25 protein-coding genes and 1 riboswitch are annotated in these 20,747 nt (G+C 62.1%); of the genes, 20 read left to right on the top strand and 5 right to left on the bottom strand.

What is annotated here, in order from left to right; genetic code table 11:
- The 6 genes from L4923_RS19540 to L4923_RS19515 form a co-directional block, all read left to right on the top strand.
- A partial coding sequence (locus L4923_RS19540) for a hypothetical protein (protein ID WP_239368171.1) occupies positions 1 to 247 on the top strand: 247 nt, incomplete at its 5' end.
- Complete coding sequence (locus L4923_RS19535) at positions 244 to 1,854, top strand: hypothetical protein (RefSeq protein ID WP_239368169.1); 1,611 nt, start codon at positions 244 to 246, stop codon at positions 1,852 to 1,854. The genes L4923_RS19540 and L4923_RS19535, both read left to right, overlap by 4 nt.
- Positions 1,854 to 2,315, top strand: a complete 462-nt coding sequence (locus L4923_RS19530) for an N-acetyltransferase (protein WP_239368167.1) — start codon at positions 1,854 to 1,856, stop codon at positions 2,313 to 2,315. Before L4923_RS19535 ends, L4923_RS19530 begins: the two co-directional genes overlap by 1 nt.
- On the top strand, positions 2,308 to 3,774 hold the full coding sequence (locus L4923_RS19525) for a tail fiber domain-containing protein (protein WP_239368165.1): 1,467 nt from the start codon (positions 2,308 to 2,310) through the stop codon (positions 3,772 to 3,774). Before L4923_RS19530 ends, L4923_RS19525 begins: the two co-directional genes overlap by 8 nt.
- The gene (locus L4923_RS19520) at positions 3,771 to 4,016 is read left to right on the top strand and encodes a hypothetical protein (protein ID WP_239368163.1); all 246 of its coding nucleotides are present in this window, start codon (positions 3,771 to 3,773) and stop codon (positions 4,014 to 4,016) included. The genes L4923_RS19525 and L4923_RS19520 overlap by 4 nt, the downstream gene beginning before the upstream one ends.
- Positions 4,016 to 5,896, top strand: coding sequence for a hypothetical protein (locus tag L4923_RS19515; protein WP_239368161.1), 1,881 nt, complete (start codon positions 4,016 to 4,018; stop codon positions 5,894 to 5,896). The genes L4923_RS19520 and L4923_RS19515 overlap by 1 nt, the downstream gene beginning before the upstream one ends.
- Before the next feature lie 135 nt (positions 5,897 to 6,031).
- Here the strand turns inward: L4923_RS19515 and L4923_RS19510 are convergent, their stop codons facing one another.
- Positions 6,032 to 6,196 carry a hypothetical protein gene (locus tag L4923_RS19510; protein ID WP_239368159.1) on the bottom strand — a complete coding sequence of 55 codons (165 nt, stop codon included), beginning with the start codon at positions 6,194 to 6,196 and terminating at the stop codon, positions 6,032 to 6,034.
- Positions 6,197 to 6,536: 340 nt separating this feature from the next.
- On the opposite strand from L4923_RS19510, the gene L4923_RS19505 reads away from it, so the two are divergent.
- Positions 6,537 to 7,670, top strand: coding sequence for a hypothetical protein (locus L4923_RS19505; RefSeq protein WP_239368157.1), 1,134 nt, complete (start codon positions 6,537 to 6,539; stop codon positions 7,668 to 7,670).
- A gap of 494 nt (positions 7,671 to 8,164) precedes the next feature.
- Here the strand turns inward: L4923_RS19505 and L4923_RS19500 are convergent, their stop codons facing one another.
- Positions 8,165 to 8,398, bottom strand: a complete 234-nt coding sequence (locus L4923_RS19500; protein ID WP_239368155.1) for a hypothetical protein — start codon at positions 8,396 to 8,398, stop codon at positions 8,165 to 8,167.
- 85 nt (positions 8,399 to 8,483) lie between these two features.
- Between L4923_RS19500 and L4923_RS19495 the strand changes: the two genes are divergently transcribed.
- Together L4923_RS19495 and L4923_RS19490 are read left to right on the top strand one after the other, a co-directional pair.
- Complete coding sequence (locus L4923_RS19495; protein ID WP_239368153.1) at positions 8,484 to 10,274, top strand: hypothetical protein; 1,791 nt, start codon at positions 8,484 to 8,486, stop codon at positions 10,272 to 10,274.
- Between the two features lie 9 nt (positions 10,275 to 10,283).
- Positions 10,284 to 10,769 carry a hypothetical protein gene (locus L4923_RS19490; RefSeq protein ID WP_239368151.1) on the top strand — a complete coding sequence of 162 codons (486 nt, stop codon included), beginning with the start codon at positions 10,284 to 10,286 and terminating at the stop codon, positions 10,767 to 10,769.
- Here the strand turns inward: L4923_RS19490 and L4923_RS19485 are convergent.
- Together L4923_RS19485 and L4923_RS19480 are read right to left on the bottom strand one after the other, a co-directional pair.
- The gene (locus L4923_RS19485) at positions 10,766 to 11,068 is read right to left on the bottom strand and encodes a hypothetical protein (RefSeq protein ID WP_239368149.1); all 303 of its coding nucleotides are present in this window, start codon (positions 11,066 to 11,068) and stop codon (positions 10,766 to 10,768) included. The genes L4923_RS19490 and L4923_RS19485 overlap by 4 nt on opposite strands.
- Before the next feature lie 51 nt (positions 11,069 to 11,119).
- Positions 11,120 to 11,488: an FkbM family methyltransferase gene (locus L4923_RS19480; protein ID WP_239368147.1), complete on the bottom strand. Its 369-nt coding sequence runs from the start codon at positions 11,486 to 11,488 to the stop codon at positions 11,120 to 11,122.
- A gap of 28 nt (positions 11,489 to 11,516) precedes the next feature.
- Between L4923_RS19480 and L4923_RS19475 the strand changes: the two genes are divergently transcribed.
- The 11 genes from L4923_RS19475 (at position 11,517) to L4923_RS19425 (ending at position 19,886) form a co-directional block, all read left to right on the top strand.
- Positions 11,517 to 12,362, top strand: coding sequence for a glycoside hydrolase family 19 protein (locus L4923_RS19475; protein WP_239368145.1), 846 nt, complete (start codon positions 11,517 to 11,519; stop codon positions 12,360 to 12,362).
- Positions 12,363 to 12,364: 2 nt separating this feature from the next.
- Positions 12,365 to 12,577: a hypothetical protein gene (locus tag L4923_RS19470; protein ID WP_239368143.1), complete on the top strand. Its 213-nt coding sequence runs from the start codon at positions 12,365 to 12,367 to the stop codon at positions 12,575 to 12,577.
- The gene (locus L4923_RS19465) at positions 12,577 to 12,816 is read left to right on the top strand and encodes a hypothetical protein (protein ID WP_239368141.1); all 240 of its coding nucleotides are present in this window, start codon (positions 12,577 to 12,579) and stop codon (positions 12,814 to 12,816) included. Before L4923_RS19470 ends, L4923_RS19465 begins: the two co-directional genes overlap by 1 nt.
- Entirely contained in the window at positions 12,801 to 13,010 is a 210-nt protein-coding gene (locus L4923_RS19460) for a hypothetical protein (RefSeq protein ID WP_239368139.1), read from the top strand. Before L4923_RS19465 ends, L4923_RS19460 begins: the two co-directional genes overlap by 16 nt.
- Positions 13,007 to 13,273 carry a hypothetical protein gene (locus L4923_RS19455; protein ID WP_239368137.1) on the top strand — a complete coding sequence of 89 codons (267 nt, stop codon included), beginning with the start codon at positions 13,007 to 13,009 and terminating at the stop codon, positions 13,271 to 13,273. Before L4923_RS19460 ends, L4923_RS19455 begins: the two co-directional genes overlap by 4 nt.
- A gap of 203 nt (positions 13,274 to 13,476) precedes the next feature.
- Positions 13,477 to 13,767: a PilZ domain-containing protein gene (locus L4923_RS19450; RefSeq protein WP_239368180.1), complete on the top strand. Its 291-nt coding sequence runs from the start codon at positions 13,477 to 13,479 to the stop codon at positions 13,765 to 13,767.
- Between the two features lie 122 nt (positions 13,768 to 13,889).
- A riboswitch (cobalamin riboswitch) is annotated at positions 13,890 to 14,096 on the top strand.
- Between the two features lie 183 nt (positions 14,097 to 14,279).
- Complete coding sequence (locus L4923_RS19445; protein ID WP_425530976.1) at positions 14,280 to 16,130, top strand: TonB-dependent receptor domain-containing protein; 1,851 nt, start codon at positions 14,280 to 14,282, stop codon at positions 16,128 to 16,130.
- A gap of 16 nt (positions 16,131 to 16,146) precedes the next feature.
- Positions 16,147 to 17,049 carry an ABC transporter substrate-binding protein gene (locus L4923_RS19440; RefSeq protein ID WP_239368135.1) on the top strand — a complete coding sequence of 301 codons (903 nt, stop codon included), beginning with the start codon at positions 16,147 to 16,149 and terminating at the stop codon, positions 17,047 to 17,049.
- On the top strand, positions 17,046 to 18,047 hold the full coding sequence (locus tag L4923_RS19435; protein WP_239368133.1) for a FecCD family ABC transporter permease: 1,002 nt from the start codon (positions 17,046 to 17,048) through the stop codon (positions 18,045 to 18,047). Before L4923_RS19440 ends, L4923_RS19435 begins: the two co-directional genes overlap by 4 nt.
- On the top strand, positions 18,044 to 18,859 hold the full coding sequence (locus L4923_RS19430; protein ID WP_239368131.1) for an ABC transporter ATP-binding protein: 816 nt from the start codon (positions 18,044 to 18,046) through the stop codon (positions 18,857 to 18,859). The genes L4923_RS19435 and L4923_RS19430 overlap by 4 nt, the downstream gene beginning before the upstream one ends.
- Positions 18,846 to 19,886 (top strand): DUF6925 family protein, encoded by a 1,041-nt coding sequence (locus L4923_RS19425; RefSeq protein WP_239368129.1) that lies wholly within the window; start codon positions 18,846 to 18,848, stop codon positions 19,884 to 19,886. The genes L4923_RS19430 and L4923_RS19425 overlap by 14 nt, the downstream gene beginning before the upstream one ends.
- Before the next feature lie 55 nt (positions 19,887 to 19,941).
- Here the strand turns inward: L4923_RS19425 and L4923_RS19420 are convergent, their stop codons facing one another.
- Complete coding sequence (locus L4923_RS19420) at positions 19,942 to 20,727, bottom strand: DeoR/GlpR family DNA-binding transcription regulator (protein ID WP_239368127.1); 786 nt, start codon at positions 20,725 to 20,727, stop codon at positions 19,942 to 19,944.
- Positions 20,728 to 20,747 lie beyond the last annotated feature (20 nt).

Here is a 20,747-nt window from a genome sequence, read left to right as displayed (position 1 = left end):
CCCTTTCTTTTTTCACCCCCTCGCTGGCGGGGCCGCTCCTCCTGGGGCGGGGTGGGGGGGGCCCCCCCCCCCCCGCCCCCCTCCCACCCCCCCCCCCCCCCCCCGGGGGGGGGCCCGCCCCCCCCCCCCCCCCCCCCCCCCCCCCGGGGGGGGGGGGTTGGGGGGTGGGGGTGCACTTGTCGCCAAGTTCCCCATTTGCCCGGCGCACCGCCGCGATCTCTCAATTCAGGACATGCTCCAACCATGAAAAGCGCCACTCTTGCCCGGCTGGCACAGCCGGGCCGCGGCCGCCGCGCGCAGATGACCACACTGCCGGCGCCGATGGCCGGCTGGTTCACCGCCGGCAATCTGGCCTCGATGCCGCAAGGGACCGCCATGCGGCTGGAGAACTGGCGGCCGACCAACACCGGCATCGTGCAGCGCGGCGGCAGCAAGACGCGCGCGACGATTTCGGACGGGTCGAAGCCGGTGGAAAGCTTCATCTCCTACAACGCCACGCAGAAGAAGCTGTTTGCGGCAACCCGCACCGACATCTTCGACGTGACAACGGTGGCCAATCCCAACGTTCCGCCGCCGGCGGCGGTGTCGGGACAGACCAGCGGCTATTATTCCTTCGTCAACTTCACCACGTCGGGCGGCGAATACCTGACCGCCGTCAACGGCACCGACCCGCTGCTGCTCTATCATCCGAGCAGCGGCTGGCAGAAGATCACCGACACATCCCCGACCGCGATAACCGGCGGGGCGACGTCGACGCTGTCCTTCGTGTGGGTGTACCGCAACCGGCAATTCTTCATCGAAGGCGGCGGATTGCGGGCGCGCTATCTGCCCGTCAGCAGCATCGCCGGCGCGCTGGGCACCATCGATTTGAACGGCGTGTTCCAACGCGGTGGGGCGCTGGTGTTCGGCGCGTCATGGTCGGTCGATGCCGGCGACGGGCTGGACGACAAATGCGTGTTCGTCACCAATCAGGGCGAGGTGGCGGTTTATCAAGGCGACAATCCAGCTGACGCCGCAAAGTTCACGCTGGTCGGCCGCTACGACCTTGCCCGGCCGCTCGGGCCGCGCGCCACCATGCGCGTTGGTGGCGACCTGCTGATCGCCACCGAAATGGGGCTGTTGCCGATTTCGCAGGCGATCACCAAGGACATCTCGGTGCTCGACCAGTCTTCCGTCAGCCGCGCGATCTCGCCGGACTGGCGGCGCGAGGCCAAGGCGCGGCGGTCGCTGCCCTGGGAGATCGTGAAATGGCCGGAACGCGCCTATGCGCTCGTCAGCCTGCCGGTGACCAATGGCAGCCAGCAGGGCCTGTGCTACGTGCTGAACACCGAGACCGGCGCCTGGTGCACCTATACCGGCTGGGACGCCCGCTGCCTGGTCTTCCACAATGGCGAAGTGCTGTTCGGCACCAGCAACGGCAAGGTGAAGGACACCGAAGTGACCGGCACCGATGACGGCGTGCCGGTCTACTACACCTGCATTGCCAACCCCGATCACCTCGAGACGCCCGGCGTGGTGAAGACGGTGCTGCAGGCGCAGGCGACGTTGAAACGGGCGACGCCGAACGAGAGCCTGCTCTCCGGCTCGACCGATTATCGGGTGAAGCTGCCGGCGCCGCCCAATCCCGCACCGGACAGTCCGGCGGCGGGCATCTGGGGTTCCGGCCGCTGGGACCAGGCGCTGTGGGACGCGACCATGGCGACCGCCTTCACCGATGTGGTCAGGACCAGCATCGGCCTGACCGGCTCCGTGTTCCAGTGGCAGCTGCAGGTGACCGGCGCGCAGGCCTCGGCGCCGATGGTCGAGCTGGTGAGCGTCGACGTGTCGTTCGAGACGGGCGCCACGGCGCTGTGATGCTGCCCTTCTGGGGACATGATCAGGCCGTCGCGGCATGGGTGGCCCGGCACATACCGGGCTGCGAGCGCGGTTTCGACGCCTGCCGGGCGATGGGCGTGCTGGACGGCGAAAACCTGGTCGCCGGCATGGTCTATCATAATTGGGAGCCGGAACACGGCGTCGTCGAGATCTCGGGCGCCGCCATCACCGCGCGTTGGCTGACGCGGCCCGTGCTCTGGCAGATGTTCGCCTATCCGTTCCAGGGCATTGGCTGCCAGATGGTGCTGATGCGGGTCTCGGAACGCAACGAACAATGGAACGGGCGCGGGCTGCCGCGCCTCCTCAAAGCCTACGGCTTCGACAAACACACCATCCCCCGCCTCTACGGCCGGCACGAAGACGGGCACGTCTTTTCGCTGACCGACGATGCCTGGCGGGCCAACGGATTTCACAGGAAGGAGCTTGCTGCCAATGGGTAAGCCGAAAGCACCGACGCCGCCCGACCCGAAGGAGACGGCGGCCGCGCAGACGGGCACCAATGTGTCGACGTCCATCGCCAATGCGGCGCTGGGCAATGTCAACCAGGTCACGCCATACGGCAACCTGACCTACAACCAGTCGGGCACGCACAAGTTCACCGACCCGACCACGGGCAAGACGATCGATGTGCCGACCTATACGGCGACGCAGACGCTGAGCCCGTCGCAGCAGGCGATCTTCGAACAGTCGCAGCAGGCACAGGGCAATCTGGCGAAGATCGGCAACCAGCAGTCGGCTTTCCTTGCCGACTATCTCAACAAGCCGATGGACTTCAGCAACCTGCCGGCGGGCGGCGATGCCTCCAAGATCAACACGCCGCAATACCAGCAGTTCCAGTCCGGGCCGCAGCTGTCAACGCAGATCGCCGATGCCGGCGCCATCCAGACGCAGCTCGGCGATGCCGGCCAGATCACCAAGGATTATGGGCCGAAGGACGGCTATGCCGGCAATGTACAGCAGGTGCAGGACGCGCTGTTCTCGCGGCTCAACCCGCAGCTCGACCGGCAGCGCCAGGAGTTGGAAACCTCGCTGGCCAACCAGGGCATTCGCATCGGGTCCACCGCCTATGACACGGCGATGAACCAGTACAATCAAGGCGTCAACGACCAGCGCACGTCCGTCTTGCTGGCTGCCGGCCAGGAACAGAGCCGGCTCGCCAACCTCGATGCACAGCGCGCCGGCTTCCAGAACGCCGCGCAACAGCAGCAATACAACCAGCTTCTCGGAAACGGCCAGTTCGCCAACGCCGCCCAGCAGCAACAGTTCGCGCAGAACGCCACGCAAGGCGAGTTCGGCAACACCGCCAGACAGCAGATGTTCCAGAACCAGAACAGCGTGACCGGGCAGAACAATGCGCTGCAGGACCAGCGCATGAACGCCCAGCTGGCGCAATTCAACGCCGCCAACCAGCAGCGACAGATGGCGCTGCAGGAGGCCTATGCCCGGCGCGCCCAGCCTATCAACGAAATCACGTCGCTGCTCTCCGGCGCACAGGTGCAGAACCCGAACTTCGTCAACACCAACATGCCGAACATCCCGACCGTGGATTATGCCGGCCTGGTGAACGAGAACTACAATCAGCGGCTCGGCGTGTACAACCAGCAGATGGCGCAGCGGCAAGGTCTGCTCGGCGGCCTGCTTGGCTTGGGGTCATCGGCCATCATGGCATCTGACCGCAGGGCCAAAAAGGACATCAAGAAGCGCGGCCGCATCGACGGCACCAACATCTACGAGTTCCGCTATCGCGGCGAGGACGGCGATGCTCCCAAGCATATCGGCGTGATGGCGCAGGAGGTGGAAAAGACGCGGCCCGAGGCGGTGACCGAGATCGGCGGCGTCAAGCATGTCGACTACGGCAAGGCGCTGCCCGGCCTGTTCGGACTGGGGCAGGCATCATGAACAGCTTCATCTTCGACGGCAACAAGCCGCGCCGGCCGATGACGGCGGAAGAACAGCGGCGTACGAAAATGGCCCTGGCGGCCAACATGCCGACAGATGTCGGCAGCGGCCTGACGGCGATCGGGCAAGCGCTCATGTATCGGCAGAACAGGGACGGCAGTTTTCCGCCGGCGCCAGGCGCCAACCCGTTGTCGGGGCTGTTTAGTCTGGGACTACAACGCAAAACCGGAGGACTTTGGTAATGGCACGCTCGTTCATCTTGGGCAAAAACCAGCAATACAGGACACCCGAAGAACTGGCGCAGGCACGGGCCGCCGCCAATCGCTTGCTGGCCGATCAACAGACGCCAACCAACGTCGGTTCAGGCCTGAATGCGATCGGCCGGGCATTGCTCTACCGCTCGCTGATGGCAGATGCCGAAGCGGCCACAGCACCGGATCCAGTCGGAGCGCCTGTGAGCGCGGTGACCAAGGTAGATCCTGTCGCCAAGGCGCTGAACATTGCTAGGACGGAGACCCCAAGTGCGTCACCAAAAGTGGCCAAGGCACTGGCTGGCAAGCCTGTCTCAAAAACCGAAAATCCGAATTTGCCGAGCCGGCTTGATTTTGTCCGCTCCGACAAAGCCGCTTACCGAAATGCAATCGCTGCCGTGGAAAGCGCCGGCAATGGCGACTATGCCGCTATCGGACCGACGCACGAGAAATACGGTCGTGCACTGGGCCGGTATCAGGTCATGGAAGCGAATCTGCCGCAGTGGTCAAGAGAAGCACTGGGCCGGGAAGTTACACCCGATGAATTCCTCGCCAACCCGAACCTTCAAGACTTTATCTTTGACCACAGGTTCGGCGGCTATATCAAGAAGTTTGGTAATCTGCCGGATGCGGTGTCATCCTGGTTCACCGGCCAGCGGCTTGTGGTTGGAAAAAACCGGAAAGACTCGCTGGGAACAACTGGCGCGAGCTATGTGCGCAAATTTAATCATGCGCTCAGCCATCCGCTTTCTTCCAATCCATCTCGCAGCAGATTCGCGCAAACTCCACTCGATGCACCACTTCCAACACCGCGACCCGGCTATGATCTTACCAATCCGGATCCGTCGACCGATTTCTCTGGGCCGATGCAGATTCCTAACTCCACCGATCCATGGAGTGCGCAACCCGATCCGGCACGCTTCGAAGGCGGCATGGACGGCACGTTTCAACCGACACCGCAGATGCTTCGCCAAATGCTGCAAAATCAGCAGATGAATGAAACCCAGCGCAGCCAGATCTCGCGACAGATCGAGCGCCAGGAAGGCAGTCAGGGTATCAACCTACCGTCGTCGGTCCCCACTCCCGCAGAACGTCACATCACACCGCAGAACAATTTTGCTGACCCGGCGCGCTTCGCTCCGGACGTCGAACCGGATGCCTCGCAACCGACGCTGCCTATTCTCCGGCAGGCTCTTCAGAGCCCACAGCTGAATGAAACACAGCGCGCCCAGATCTCGCGACAGATCGAGGGCCTGCAGGGCAATCCCGATGTCGAGTTGCCGCAGTCAGCTCCGATCCCCTCGTCCGCCATCCGAAAGCAGAGAAGCCCGGATCTGGCCGTCTCTCCACCGGCATCTCAGTATGGCTGGCTCACCTACACCAACCAGCACGCTAAACGTAGCCTGCCCTTGAGCAACAAGCTGATCAGTGCCTTGGACAGCTTCCTGCCCGATATGGGCGTGACCATGGAGGTGTTTTCAGGCGGCCAGGAAGCGGCGGGACCGAATCGTGTCGGCAAGACGCACCGACATGACCATGGCAATGCGGCCGATGTTTTTTTCTTCAAGGATGGCCGGCGGCTGGATTGGGCGAATGACGAAGACCGCTTGATCTTTGAAGAAATCGTTCGCCGCGGCCGCGCTGCCGGCATCACCGGTTTTGGCGCCGGTGAGGGCTACATGAGACCAGGTTCGATGCACCTTGGCTTCGGTACACCCGCCGTGTGGGGAAGAGAATTGAGCAAGCAAGAGAAAAAGAAACTGGGTCGAAACTATGCACTCCCACCCGAATGGTTGCGCACCGCATTTGATCAGGGCCGCGTTCCGGCACCTGTCCTGCCTCGATCGGGTCCAATACCTAGTTCGCGTTAGCCAGCAATTGGATCGTACACGCCCGCGCCTACATCATCGCAGTCAATTCGATAGAAAGCTCGCCGACAAAGCCGCGCCCCAAGAAAGGCAGCGGCAACCCCGTATGGGATGCGCTGATGATCGGCCGGTGAGCGGCTACCGTCGATTGAGCCGGTTGCCGTACCAGTTCTTGGCATATCCGGCGACGCATCCCCAGAAGAAGAACACGACGGCAGTCGTTATCGGGTTCTGAAGCAGCGTGTTGTCGGATTGCGGTGTTCCAATCAGATAGTTGAAGAACCAGAGGCCGACGGCGATCACGGCCGCCGCTGCACCTCAGACGAATGGGTTTGTCTTCTTCATGGCAGTGCGGCGGCCGACTTGGCGGCAGCTCCCCGAACCTTAGCAGCGACGCTCATCTTTCACCTCTCCAGCCTTAATGAACGATAGTCGATTCTCGGACAGCCGTTAAGCGCCAGCTGTTACGCCCGTAGGCTACGACTTCTTGGCGGCGCATCTCCGATCGGCTGATACGACCGACGCCATGACGGCACGAGGCGTTCGATAGCCAACGCAACAGCGTTGCGACCAAAAGGATTCAACAATGTCAAACGAGCTCCGCGCCTACAATCCCACCTGGCGGGACCGGATTGCCGCCGCTTTGATCGGCGACGCGAAACCGAGCCGTTACTACCGCGACGTCGTTTCCGGCCTGGTCGGGTCGACAGGTACCGGCGGCACCGGAATGTCGCTTTTGGATTTAACGCCCGCGGGGGCGGTGTTCTCCGCCGATGAGATGGTGAGAAACACGCGCGAAGGCAATTATGGCCAAGCCGCCGCCGACGCAGCCGGCCTCATCCCTGCAGGCCCTGTTTTCCGCGCCGCCATGAAACTGACGAAGGGTGGTAAGCCACTGGAAAACATTGGCAGCAAGGTCGCGAGCTTGTATGATCCACCTGCCAAAACACCTCGACCGTTTCACAACGACTATCCTGTCGGAGCACCAGGCGACGAAGCCGAAAGCCTTACGCGAGACATCGAAGGAAGACCCCTCGTCGCAAGATATATTGCCGGTCGACGACTGGTGGGCGGGGCGGACGCTGCGCTGTCACCCGCCGAAATCCGATCCATTGGCACGCAAGCAACGGGCCGACCAATTGCGGAGGTTCCGCAGCGTGGGCCGGCCGGGCTCGGATCTGATATGGGCCGTGTCACCCTCAACCGATACAGCCGCCGCCCCGAAGAAATCTTCATCTCGGAAAACCTGAACCCACAACAGAGCGACAAGGTTATCGCCCATGAGGTCGGTCACGTCATCGATCAGATGGCGGGCGAAATTCCCTTGGAAGGCCTCTCCCGAGAACTTCCATTCGTTTATGACACGTTGCTCACCGGACGGGAGCGTACCAGGAATTTTACAGGCCCTCAGCACCTTCAATATCGAGACAATGAAGTGCCACGCGAATATATCGCCGAGGCTACCCGTGCCTATATGGTCGACCCCAACTGGCTGAAGACCGTGGCTCCCAAAACTGCCGCTCGCATCCGCGAATATGTGAATTCGCACCCCGAACTCAGCAAGATCATCCAGTTTAACAGCCTGGCCGCAGCAGGCATTGGCGGCGGGTCGCTGCTGGCGCCGGAGAACGCCGAGCAAGTGAGGCTCCGTCGACACTGTTGCATCCCCGTTGGGGGCAGCAGGTTCGGCGGAAACACGCAAGGCGGTTCCGTTCACCCCGATCGGCGCAAGCGGCATTCCTGGGGTAGGGCACGGAATAGCCCCCAAAGGCGTTGACAATATCCTTAGGGCCCTGAAGGGTGAGGACAACGCTAAGATACCGGTGAGGATTGCACCAAGCCTAACCGGTCGGAACAGCCCGGCCCTCGATGCGCTGCTGGCTCGCGACTACAACATGCCAACATCGAAGATCGATGAGGTCGCCCGGGCACTGCTTCTGTCCGCACCGGGAAGGCTTCCAAGACAATGAACGGCCTTACCGGCGGGAGATATCGCTCGAAGTTTCTGCAACTTCGGGGCCGTGTTCTTGAAATAGCGCAACGTTCCAAGAGGCAACCTTCCGATGAAAATGGAAAGCTCTTCCACCGGCGGATCTTCGGAGATTGAGGAATTGCGACTTCAGCAGGGCATGGCTATGGCGCGCTGGCGATACCGGCTGGCGGCTTGCGACCCTTCTGAGAGGGTCCAACTGGAAGCCGAATACCGGCAGGACAAAGAGGAGGAGCCCGATCCTGGGGACTCTGCTGTCCGGAGGCGTCAACGTCCCTGTATCACAGATCGATCGTGTCGCTCGGGCGTTGCTTCTGTCCGCGCCCAAAGGCCGCTGACTTTTCCAACCTGTAAGCGACGAGGCCGAAAACGGCCATCAAGATCGCGCCAAACAAGGTTCCGGACAGGAAGTCTGGAGACATAAGGGTTGTTGACCAAGCGGCGGCCCGGTGAATGCCGAACATGACCGCAATGAAAATCAGGGCAGCAACGATTTGAATGGCAGTCGTCCGCAACATGCCCCCCGATACTCCATTTCCAGGCCTTTGTTAAGGGCCTGACAGGCACATCCGTGAAACCCGACTACATAGGAGACCGCCCATGCCTCGCGTGAACGGCGTCTACCAACTCTTGCCCGGCGTGTACGGCGTGCCGAACGAGCCGATCGCGTCAGCCCCCTACAACAGTCAGCTGGACGACCTTGCCAAGGACGCCAACGACCCCCGCCCGGTGACGGCCGGTGGCACGGGCGGGCAGACGGCTGGCGCGGCGCTGAGCAATCTCGGCTTCTCGGCGTTCGTCAAATCGATAGTCGACAAAGCGACGGATGTGTTGTTTCGCGCTGCCATCGGCGCGGACGACGCAACAAACCTGACCAAAGGCACCTTGCCGGCGGGCAGGATTTCCGATGCGAGCCATGGCCAGCTTTCCGGCGGCAATCTGCACGCCGGTGCCACTGCTGCCGCGAACGGCTTCATGTCCGCCGCCGACAAGGCAAAGCTTGACGGTCTTGTTGACAAGCAACTGACTGGATGGGTTTCGGGGCGGGATTACACAAACGGCTATCTGGTCGTTACGAGCATCCCGGCAACTGCCTCTGACGGCGCTCCATTCCTGATCGAGGTCGTGGGCAACTCCTATGGTGCGCTCACGCCGTTCGATATCAAGGTGCAGGGCTATCTCTACGGCAACGCCATCATCAATCACGGCGCTCTGTCCTCAGGAACCAAGCCTACCGAAATCTGGCTGTTCCAGCATGGCGGCTTCCTGTGCTGCTGGATACCTTGGCAGCAATATTGGCAGGGCTTCACGGTGTTCGCCAGCGATGTGGGTTATCCGGCTGCCGACAAGCCAGCCAAGAACCTGGTAACGTCTATCCAGAATTTGGGGAAGCCTGCGGGGCGCACGAAGGAAGTTTCCGTTCCGATCGTGCAGGCGGCGTTGAGCAATTTGGCGTCCTTCAACACATCCGCCATTTTCCAAGGCGCTCCACAACAGTTCATCATAAGCAGAAGTGACGGCCAGCAATACATCCACTGGCAGAACGCTGCCGGCAACGTCGAGCGTGGCTACATCGGCTACGCAAGCGGCACGACCACGACGATGATCCTCAACGCCTCGTCCGGAGAGATGCAACTTTGGGCAGCCGGCGCCCGCCAATTCAGGCTGACAGCGAACTACATCATAGCCGAACGGGCCATGGAGATTACGTCTTCGATCGCCAGGGCAGTGAATGCCTCCACAAGCGCGGCCGATTATGCGATTGTGGGGCGCTCGACGAATGCCGGCTATGGTGGCGTTCTGGGCTATGCGGCAGACACTGGCATCTATGGCATCCTCGGCTATGCCAATGCGTACTCCTTCTACGGGTCGGGCAAGCTCTACACCACCGGGAACATTCAGTCTGCGTCGAGCATATTTTCTGACGGCGGCTCGTTTTATGGCGGCAGCATTTACACCATTCTTGGCGGACAGGCGGCCGGTTGGATTTACCTCCGTCCGCAGACCCCACAGAGCTCCGCGGGCGAATTCAAAGTCAGCCCTGCTGGCGATGCCTACGCCTACAATCGTCTCTATACCGGGAACGGTGCGGCATACCTGGATACTGGAGGCAACCCCTATGGCCCCACTTGGGGCGGATACCTATCGTCATGGATCTACGCCAATCTGAACGTCATCTATAAAGGGGCCAACGCGTCTGAAACCTCCTTGCCTATAGGGCATATCCTTGGGTGCGCCGATATGGGGGGGTTGGTCAACAATGGCATCGCCCCGCGGCTTGCGGACGGAAGCAAATATCAAACTGGCGGATCGGGGGCATATCTGGCAGGCGATTGGCGATCGCGAGGCACAATCTCTGGCGCCCATGGCATCCTGCAGCGCGTGGCATAGGAGAGCAAAATGCCAGAACCAATTCTGCACGAAATTCACAGCGTCAAAGCGACCGAGTTCCCAGACGTTTTCATACTTCGGATTGACCGAACCGACGCATTCGGGGAACGTGCGGCGAGCGACTATGTTTCGGTTCCGAATGACACTGTCGGCCTGGGTCCCATCGTGCGGGTGCACTGCGAGCAATGGCTAGCTGACGGGAAGCCCATAGTGCCCTACGCCCCGCCGACGCTAGAGCAGGTGCGAGAGGCAATGCCCGCGCTCACACCGCGGCAACTTCGTCTAGGTCTCATAAATGGGGGACATTCCGTTGTCGCTGTTCAGGCTGCAATTGACGGCATAGTTGATCCGGTCACGCGCGAGAGAGCGCAGGTCGAATGGGGGTTCGCCAGCAACCACGCCCGGTTGCATCCCCTGATTGGTCAAATCGCGGCAGCGCTTTCGATCACCGAAACGCAAATAGACGACATGTGGACAGCGGCCGTGGCGCTCTAGTTCGGCACCGCGAAGATATCAAAATGGCGAAGGCTCCCCATTTCGTCTTCAGCAAGTTCGCGCCCGAACAGCGTGTTTTGCTCGGCCAGGCGTACAATGTAGCCCTCGCCTGCAAAAAACCGATGGAGCGCCCGGCGTTCATCAGGCGTGTTGTGGCGATTGACTTCGGTTTTGACATGAGGGCAAGCCTCATCAATCAGGTCTTCAATTGTCTGGAGCGCTGACAGATCATGGCCTTCGACATCCGTCTTAATGTAGCGGAGCTTTGCGACCTTGCCGGCAAGGTGCTCTTGAATCATCGGGCCAATCCTGCGCCTTCACTGGTAAGGCGTAGGTACCGCCGTGTTTCCCTACAGAATAGCCGCGTTTTCTCCGCCGTTTTGATAGTCAGGACCTCCGTATTTAACCACCATCGGGCCATCTTTTGCTGTGACCGCATAGGAATAAGCTATGATGTTGCATTTGACGGGGTTCAGGACTGCGTTCCTCGCCAACACAAAGAACACGAACGGGTTGGGCTCGAAAGCGAAAACCATCCCGTTTGGACCACAGGCAAATGCCATCGGCAAGGTAGCGTCACCAACCTGAGCCCCAATATCAATTGCCACGTCGCCATCTGAAAGGAAGGTTCGAAGATCATCTATTTCTGACTGAAGAACGTCAAAACGCGTATTTCTCGGGTTGCGCCATTGCGCGAACTTGAGCGCGCGACCAACCAAACCGCAACATTAGCCCGAGGAAATCAAAATGGATCGTCCGCGTTTTTACGTGGCGCTGCGCTCGCGCACGTCCGGCCTTTTCGGCACGTCTCTATCACAGGCTCAGGTCAGTGGGCTGGAGGTCATCCTAGACGCCGGCCAGCGCGCCGGCTTGTCGCTGCACCGCCTGGCCTATGTCCTAGCCACCGCCTACCACGAGACGGGCGGTAAGATGCAGCCTGTTACCGAGAACCTGACCTATACGAGCGCCGCTCGCATTCGGGCCGTCTGGCCGAAACGCTTCAGCTCCATCGCCGCCGCAATTCCCTATGTCCGCAATCCGCAGGGCCTCGCCAACCGCGTCTATGCCGACCGCATGGGTAATGGGCCGGAAGCATCCGGCGACGGCTGGCGCTATCGCGGCCGAGCGCTGCCGCAGCTCACGGGCAGGGAGAACTATGAAAAGGCGTCGAAGCTGGTCGGTGTCGATCTTGTCAGCGATCCCGATGCCGCGAACGATACGGACATTTCGGCCCATATCCTCATCAAGGGCATGCGCTCCGGCATGTTCACCGGCAAGAAGCTGGCAGACTTCATTGCCGGAAACCTGGTCGACTATGTCGGTGCCCGGGCGATCATCAACGCCGATGGGAAAGCCAATGGCCGGCTTGTCGCGAGCTATGCCAAGGCGTTCGAAGCGGCATTAGGTGATGCCGGCTACCTCGGCCATACGCCGGAGACGACGGCTCCATTTGCCGGCAGCTCCGCCGAGGTGCCGACTCCAACGGGTTCCGTGCAGCCGCCAGCCGAACCCAAAAGCGTGGCTGCAGGAAAGCGCCGGTTTTGGGCAGCACTTGCCGACCTCTTTTCCCTCTTTACCCGCCAGGGAGCCTGACCATGTGGCAGCCTATCAAGCGTTTTTTCAAAGACAGCGAAACGATCTTCTGGGCGCGTCTGCAAGCCGTGTTCGGCATCATTGCCGCGACCCTGACCTATGTCGAGCCTGCCGTGTTGCAGCCGATCATCCCGGCACCCTATTTCCCATGGCTCTTGGTCGCCAACGGCATCTTCACCGAATATCTGCGCCGACGCCGCGAGGGCGACCTGTGATGGGCTTCCTGCTGCAATTCTGGCCCTATATTGCCGGGGCCGTGGCGGCAGTCTTCGCCGGTTGGAGGCTGCGGCAGACTGGTATCAACGCCGAACGTGCGCGGCAGGCGAAAGAGAAGCTGGCTGCCGCCGAGGACCGGCTTGCGATGGACAAGGAAGCCACCGCCATCGAACGGCGCGTGTCCGGCCTGACCGACGAGCAAGCGAAAAAGGAGGCCATGAAATGGTCAAGGCCGTGATCCTGATCGCTGCGTTGGCGCTTGTCAGTTGCGTTTCCAAACCGGACGGTTCCTTGCCTTCCGATCCCCGCTCGATCTGGTGCGAACACAATTCGCCGCGTCGGGACGCCAGAGCCGATACCCCACGCGCCGAGCTGGACGAGATCAACCGCCACAACGCCCAAGGCGAGACATGGTGCGGGTGGACGCCATGACGAGACATCTTTCCGTCGATCCCGATGAACTGAAGCGCATCGTCAAGGAAGCCATCCGCGAGGAACTGTCCGCGGCCGGGTTGCGCATCGATGAGCCCGAGCACCAGTTCGAAGCGCGCGAGGATTTCCGGTTCCTCCGCAACATCCGCCAGGCACTCGCCGGCATTTCCAGCAAGGTCGGCGCAGCGGTGATCCTGTCGATCGTCTCGGGCCTGCTCTGGCTGCTGTGGAATGGCTTCCAAGCGCTGCTGCCGCCGAGATAAACCGTTGCCTTGGCTCCATTTTTTCGGTTGCCGCATCATAGCGGTGTTCGAGAAATGTTGGTCGCATGGAGCCTCGTATTGTGTGGATCTTGACGCACCATTAGCTATCGCTCGCGTCAAATCGACTGCACGTCCAACGGTGGCATTGAAGGCTAAGTGCACTCCCCCTAAAATATCGGCGTTGCAGCGTGAGTCCCACCGTCATGTCCGAGGAAGCGAACCATCGCGAACGCGAGCACCGGCAGCGGGTGCTCAAAGGGGCCACCATCATCACCAGCATCCACAATTCGGAAATCCCCTGCGTCATCCGCAACCAGCACACCAACGGCGCCGAGCTCAAGGTGGCTGCGGACGCCATCATCCCTGAACGTTTCAGCCTTTACGTGCCTGTCGATGGGGTCGCCTACGAATCCGTCATGCGCTGGCGCCGCAACGATCGCGTCGGCGTGCAGTTCACCGGCACGGGACCGAAACCGCGCTTCCATTACGGCTGATCCCTGATCACGCATTACGGCACAACGCCGCGCATCCCGTCCGGCAAAGACCCGCAGTCGTCAACCAGAGGAAGCGGACGAATCTCAGCCTGCCTTGGTTGACGCGTGGCGCCGCCGTGGCTAGCTTCGGATTCGGAGCTGGTTCCACCGCAAGGTGGATGAAAAGGGAACACGGTGAGGCCGAGCCATCGGTCGAAGCCGCGACTGCCCCCGCAACTGTAACCGTTGAGCCTTCTTCCACAATGCCACTGGCCGCCTCGCGCGGCCGGGAAGGCGGAAAAAGGCGATGACACGGAAGTCAGGAGACCTGCCTGTTCCAGTCACCCATGCTTGATCACGAGGGGTGGTCAGGCGCGGTCGTCCGTGGCGGTGACACGTGAAGTGTTGCCGCATGCCGGAACGGCCGGGAGGTGAAATGCGACTGTCCGCAAACTTGCCCTCAGCCATTTCCGCCTGCGGTTCGAAATGAACCTCGCGGCGCGCTTGCGCCGTCGATCCTTTTGGGGGCGGAGTTGAAGAAGACTGTTATTCTGGCCGGTGCCGTCGCGCTGGTTTGCACGAGCCATGCCGGTGCTCAGGATCCTGCCGGCACGATGCTGGAGCGCATCGTCATCACCACGCCGCTGAGGCGCGAGACGACACTGGGACGTTCGACCTCGTCGGTGACGGTGATCGACCGCAAGAACATCGAGCGTTCAGCAGCGCCCGACCTGCCCTCCCTGCTCAAATCCTACACCGGCGTTTCGATCGTTTCCTATGGTGGCCAGGGCGCCTCGGCCAATCTCTACCTGCGCGGCATGTCGGCCAGCCAGACGCTGCTGCTGGTCAACGGCGTGCGGGCAAGTTCCGTCACAACCGGCACGGCCTCGCTCGGCAACATCCCGCTCGATTCGATCGAGCGCATCGAGATCGCCAAGGGTGCGCATTCCGCGCAATACGGCTCCGATGCCATGGGCGGTGTCGTCAACATCATCACCAAGCAGGGCGGCCCTTGTGCCGATGGCCGAAACAGCTGCGGCTCGGTCACGGCCGGCATAAGCCATCCTTGGGGCGGCACGCTGTCCGGCACTATGCGGGGCCAGAGCGAAAGCGGCATCGACTATTCGCTTGGCGGCAGCCTGATCGGCACACGCGGCTATGATTTCACGCTGCCCACCGCCTACGGCCACGAGCCTGACGATGACGGTTTCCTGCTCGGCTCGCTCAACCTCTCGATGTCCAAGCAGTTCGACTGGGGCCGCATCTACGGCAATGCCTTGATCGCCCGCAGCCGCGGCCAATACGATGCTTCCTATCCCCTCGCCGATGAAGTCGACACGACGAGTTTCACCGGCAAGCTCGGCACCGGGATCAGGCATTCGCAGGACTGGTCCTCGACCGTCGAATTGTCGAGTTCGGTCGATCGCTCACGCAATTTCCGCGATGGCGTCGCCGGCAGCGACCGCTTCAACTCCAGCCGCCACGGTCTCTTCGCCTCGACAGCCAAGACTTTCGACACCGGCACCGTCTCGCATGTTCTCACCGGCGGCGCGGATATCTATCGCGAACAGGTCGATTCGACCGTCGATTTCGACGTGACTGCGCGTACACTGACGGCGGTGTTCAGCCAGTATTCGCTTTCCTATGAGGCGCTGACCGTCGACAGTGGCATCCGCTACGACCACAACGGCCAATTCGGCGGCGCCACCACCTACAATCTCGGAGCGAGCTACGAAATCCTACCGTATCTCACGCTACGCTCGTCCTATGCCACCGGCTTCCGGGCACCGAGCTTCAACGAACTCTACTACCCGAATTATTCCAACCCGGACCTCAAGCCGGAGAAATCCCGGTCCTACGAGGTCGGACTGAACTGGCAGGCAACAACCGACACCAGTCTCGACCTCGCCTTCTACCAGACCTGGCTGACCGACGCGATCGCCTCCAATCCGCCGACCTATCTTCCCTTCAACGTGGCAAAGGCGCGCATCACCGGGTTCGAGGCCGCACTCGCACACCACTTCGGAACGGAATGGAACGGCAAGGTGACGCTGGATGTTCGCGAGCCGCTCAACCAGGACAACGGCAAATACATCCCCTATCGCGACCGCCTGAAGGCGACGGCAGAGGTCACCTACAGCCCGACCGAGCAGTTGGACCTGACGGCGCGCGTACTCTACGGCGCTGCGCGTTATGCCAATGCAGCCAACACTGTGAAATTGCCGGATTATGTCACGCTGGATTTCACCGCGCTCTATGCGCTGGACCCTGTCTCACAGGTGAAGTTCGCGGTCGAGAACCTGTTCGATGCGGACTATTCGACGGTTACCGACTACCGCGCGCCAGGCCGCACTTTCAATCTAAGCTTCACCCGGACATTCTAAGGACCGGGAGATGGCGATGCAGGAAAGCAGACCAGCAACATCGGCCAAGATGGCCATGGCAAGATCTCGAAGCTTGTGGCTGGGTGTTGCCGTGGCCGCTGGCAGCCTATTTCTTGCGGCCAGTGGGGCGCCAGCGGGCGAAACGCCGAAGCGCGTGGTCTCCATGAATGTCTGTACCGACCAGATGGCGATGTTGATTGCCGCGGCCGGACAGCTCCATTCCGTCTCCTATCTCGCCACCGACCCGGCCACGTCGGTACTGGCCGACGAAGCGCGGCACTTCGTGGTCAATCATGGCCAGGCCGAAGAGATCTTCCTGATGCAGCCGGACCTGGTGCTGGCCGGCAGCTACACGACACGTGCGACCGTCGGCCTGCTCAGGCAACTCGGCATCCGCGTTGAAGAATTCCAGCCAGAAAACTCCTTCAACGACGTGCGAGCGGGTTTGCGGCGCATGGGCGACATCCTCGACCGGCGGGAACGCGCGGAAACCCTGGTGTCGGAACTCGACCGCAAGCTCGCCGAGGTGAAGAAACAATCGCACCCGAACATCACTGTCGCAACCTACTACGCCAATTCTTATACGTCCGGCGCCGGCACACTGATCGACGCCGTGGTGGCCGCATCCGGCCTGACCAATCTGGCAACTAAACTCGGGCTGACAGGGACCCAGCAATTGCCGCTGGAACTTCTGGTGATGGCGAAACCGGACATGCTGGTCGACAGCGAGGCGCATTACACGACGCCGGCCCTGGCGCAACAGACCTTCATCCATCCTGCCTATAGGACACTCGCGCAAGAAACCGGACGCGTTTCCGTGCCGGCTAAATATACGATCTGCGGCGCGCCGTTCACCGCCATCGCGGTGGAAATGCTGACGCAGGCCGCCGCAAATCATGCGGGAGATGTGCGACCGTGACCGACGCGACCCGGTACCGTATCCTGCTTGCCTTGCTCGGCTTCCTGGTTGCCCTGCTCTTTGTGTTGTCGTTGACCGTCGGGCCCGCCGCGATTGCGTTCGGCGACAGCATCAAGGCGCTGTTTTCAGGCAAGGCGGATGCCATTGCGTTGATCATGCGCGAGATCCGTTTGCCGCGCGCGCTGCTCGGCCTGATGATCGGCGCGACGCTCGGCCTTTCAGGTGCAGCACTGCAGGGTTATCTGCGCAACCCGCTGGCAGAGCCTGGCCTGATCGGCGTCAGTGCCTCGGCATCGCTGGGTGCCGTGCTTGCCATCTATAGCGGGCTGACGATCGTCTTCCCGCTGGCCTTGCCGCTGTCGGCCCTTGTTTCGGCGATGATCGCCGTGATCGTGGTGCAGGCACTTGCGGGGCGGCGCGGCAGCACACTCACAATCATCCTTGCCGGCGTCGCCGTCTCCAGCCTTGCCGGGGCCATGACCTCGCTGGCACTCAACCTGTCTCCCAATCCGTTTGCAGCCCTCGAGATCATGTTCTGGATGCTCGGTTCGCTGACCGACCGCTCGATGACGCATGTATGGCTGGCAGCACCCTTCATGCTCGCCGGTTGGGTTCTGCTGTTGATGCTCGGCCGCGCGCTCGATGCGCTGACCCTGGGAACCGATACCGCGGCTTCGATGGGTATCGACATCCGCCACGTGCAGCAGTTCGCGGTGCTTGGCACAGCTGTCTCGGTCGGCGCAGCAACCGCCGTGGCGGGCGCCATCGGTTTCGTCGGGCTGGTGGTGCCGCATCTGCTGCGGCCGCTGGTCGGGGGAAAGCCGTCGCGGCTGCTGCCTGCTTCGGCGCTCGGTGGCGCCGCCGTGGTGCTGGCCGCCGACATACTGGTCCGCCTGATTGCACCCGGCCGCGACCTGAAGCTTGGCGTGCTGACCGCGATCGTCGGCGCACCCTTCTTTCTCTTCCTCGTCTATCGCGAACGACGGAGGCTGGCATGAGCCTGCTTGCCGTTTCAAACCTCTCGGTCTCGCTCGGCCGGCGGCACGTGCTCAGCGATGTCTCATTTTCCGTCGGTGAAGGCGAGTTCGTCGGATTGATCGGACCCAACGGCGCCGGGAAGTCGACTTTGCTGAGAGCGGCGCTCGGCCTGGTGGGCTCGCAAGGCCGCATAACGATCGCTGGGCACGAGGCGGCCACGCTTGATGTGCTCGAGCGAGCCGTCGGCATTGCCTATGTCGCGCAAGAACATCAAATCGCCTGGCCGATCCCTGTCGAAGCGATCGTGGCGCTTGGGCGAACACCCCATCGGCCGCGGTTTGCCGCCCTGTCGTCGCGCGACCATACGGCCATCGAACAGGCGATGCGGCGCATGGAGGTGGACGCCTTCCGCGACCGCGCCGCCGCCGACCTTTCCGGCGGCGAGAAGGCCCGTGTGCTGATTGCGCGCGCGCTGGCCCAGGAGACGCCCCTGCTTCTGGCCGACGAACCGACCGCAGGTCTCGACCCTTCGCACCAGATCACGCTGATGCGCCTGTTTGCGGATCTGGCCAAGCAAGGGCGCAGCGTCATCGCATCGCTGCATGACCTTGGCCTAGCAGCCCGTTGGTGCAGCCGGCTTATCCTGCTCAACCAGGGTCGTATCATCGCGGACGGCGCACCGGATGCGGTGCTGACGGCGGAAAGCCTTGGCCGCATCTATGGTGTCGAAGCCTATTTCGGGATGGCTGCAGGACGCGCGGTCATCCAGCCCCTCGACTTGATTCAGCCGCCTACCCAAGACCAACCGGAAGAAGACCATGACCGAACTTGAACCGCTGCTGCAGAGACACCTTGGCGACTGGCGGTCGGGCTGGAGCATGGGCTCCTTCGGCGCCATTGCCGAATTCCATCAGGATGCGGACGAACAGCCGGTGATCGACGAGCCGCTGGATCTGACCCGCGCGACCCGGCGCGGTGCCATCCGGCTGGAACGGCGGCGCCTCGCCGGAGCGACGGCCGTGGCCTATGAGACGCTGAGTCCCAAGCGACATCGCTGGAGCCATGCCGTGGCGCTCTGCCTGCCGGAAGCGCGTGCGCGGCGCAGCGGCCACAAGGTGCTGACCGAGATCGGCCCGGACGACGATGCCATACGCGGCATCGATCGTACCGGCATATTGTTCGACATGGGGCTCGGCCTACCGCAATGCGACTTCTGCATTCGTACCAGCGATCCGAAACTGCTTGGCGAACTGCGCGCCAATCTCGGCCGCTCGCTGTTCGAACCCGGCAATAGCGCGACTGCTGCCATCATGGCCGCGCATCCGCATCGCGTGGCGTTGACAACGCTCGGCCGTGTCGAGGTCTATCAGAAGATCGGTGGCCCGGACACAGGCGGCGTTTCGCCGGCCGGACCGCACACGCATCTTCTGCCCAAGCTGCTGGCCAGCGGCCGCACCCACTCGGCCAACACGCCGATACCGCAAGGCCTGCTTCCACTCGCCTTTCTGCATCCCGGCAATCCGGTGATCGGTCCGATGGGCGAGGATCAAACGTTCGACGTCGGCCTGCACGAGGCCTTCCAGGGTCTGCTGACACGTTATGGCACTGCGGAAGCGCGCATGGCCAAACAGGCGGTCAGTACGGCTCTCAACGCCGGGGTGGCGCCGCAAAGTTGGGCGCCTCCGGCCAGCCGCGCCGCCAAGATGGCGGCGCGCGTCGCGCTGCGCCAGGAAGCGAGGCTTGCGGTGCATCACGACGATCACAGGCGCGCCGGCATCATCACCGACTGGCAGGTGGCTTTCGACCAGTTGGAGCCCGAGAGCCCTGAAAGCCTCGAGGACGAGGCGCCCGGCCACTAGGCACGCCTGCTGACGGCCAGCCGCAGATCAGAATTCGGATCGCTATTCGCCGGTATCAGGCGACGACGACCTCGAGTCCTGAAGACACGAAGATTTCCGCCAATTGCGCGGGTGGAGGTCCGTCGCTGACCAGCCGGGAGGCTGCTTGCGGCGCGACGACATGCGCGATCGCATGCCTGTCGAACTTGGACTTGTCGCCGACCAGGATCGTTGAATCTGCCCGCTGGATAGCCGCTTTCTTGACCGCGATCTTGTCGAGGTCATAGTCCATGACGGTGCCATCGTCATCAAAGCCGGAATAGCCGATGAAGGCGAGATCGAAGCGGATCGACAAAATGCCCGCCACGGTGGCAGGACCAGTCAGCGAACCGTCCGGCCCGCGCGAAATGCCGCCGAAAATGTGAAGCTCGAGGTCGGGCTCGCCCGCCAGGATCATGCCGGTGGCAAGGCTGGAGGTGAAGACCCTGATGCCGGCACGCCGGCCACGCAGATTCTCGGCCACGGCCTCCACCGTCGTTCCCACGTCGAGAAAGATCGCAGCCCCGACAGGCACCATGGCGGCGGCGGCCTTGCCGATCCTTGCCTTGGCTTCGGCCGAACGCGAACGTTTCTCGTGATAACCGAGGCGGATCGTCGAATCCGATGGTCCTGCGCCGCCATGGAAACGCTGGATGAGCCCGAGCCGGTCGAGTTGGATGATGTCGCGGCGAACCGACTGCATCGACACGTTGAAGCGGCCGGCCAGCGCTTCGAGCGTCGCATAGCCGCGCTCACCGACGATACCTACGATATCGGCCTGGCGCTGTGTCAATTCGCTGAGAAGTTCAGCATCGGTTGTCATTTTTCTTCCTCGCAAGTTAT

It is taken from the genome of Terribium retamae (assembly GCF_022347545.1).
GTDB classification, from domain to species: Bacteria; Pseudomonadota; Alphaproteobacteria; order Rhizobiales; family Rhizobiaceae; genus Mesorhizobium; species Mesorhizobium retamae.
This window is presented reverse-complemented; position numbering and strand designations above follow the sequence as displayed.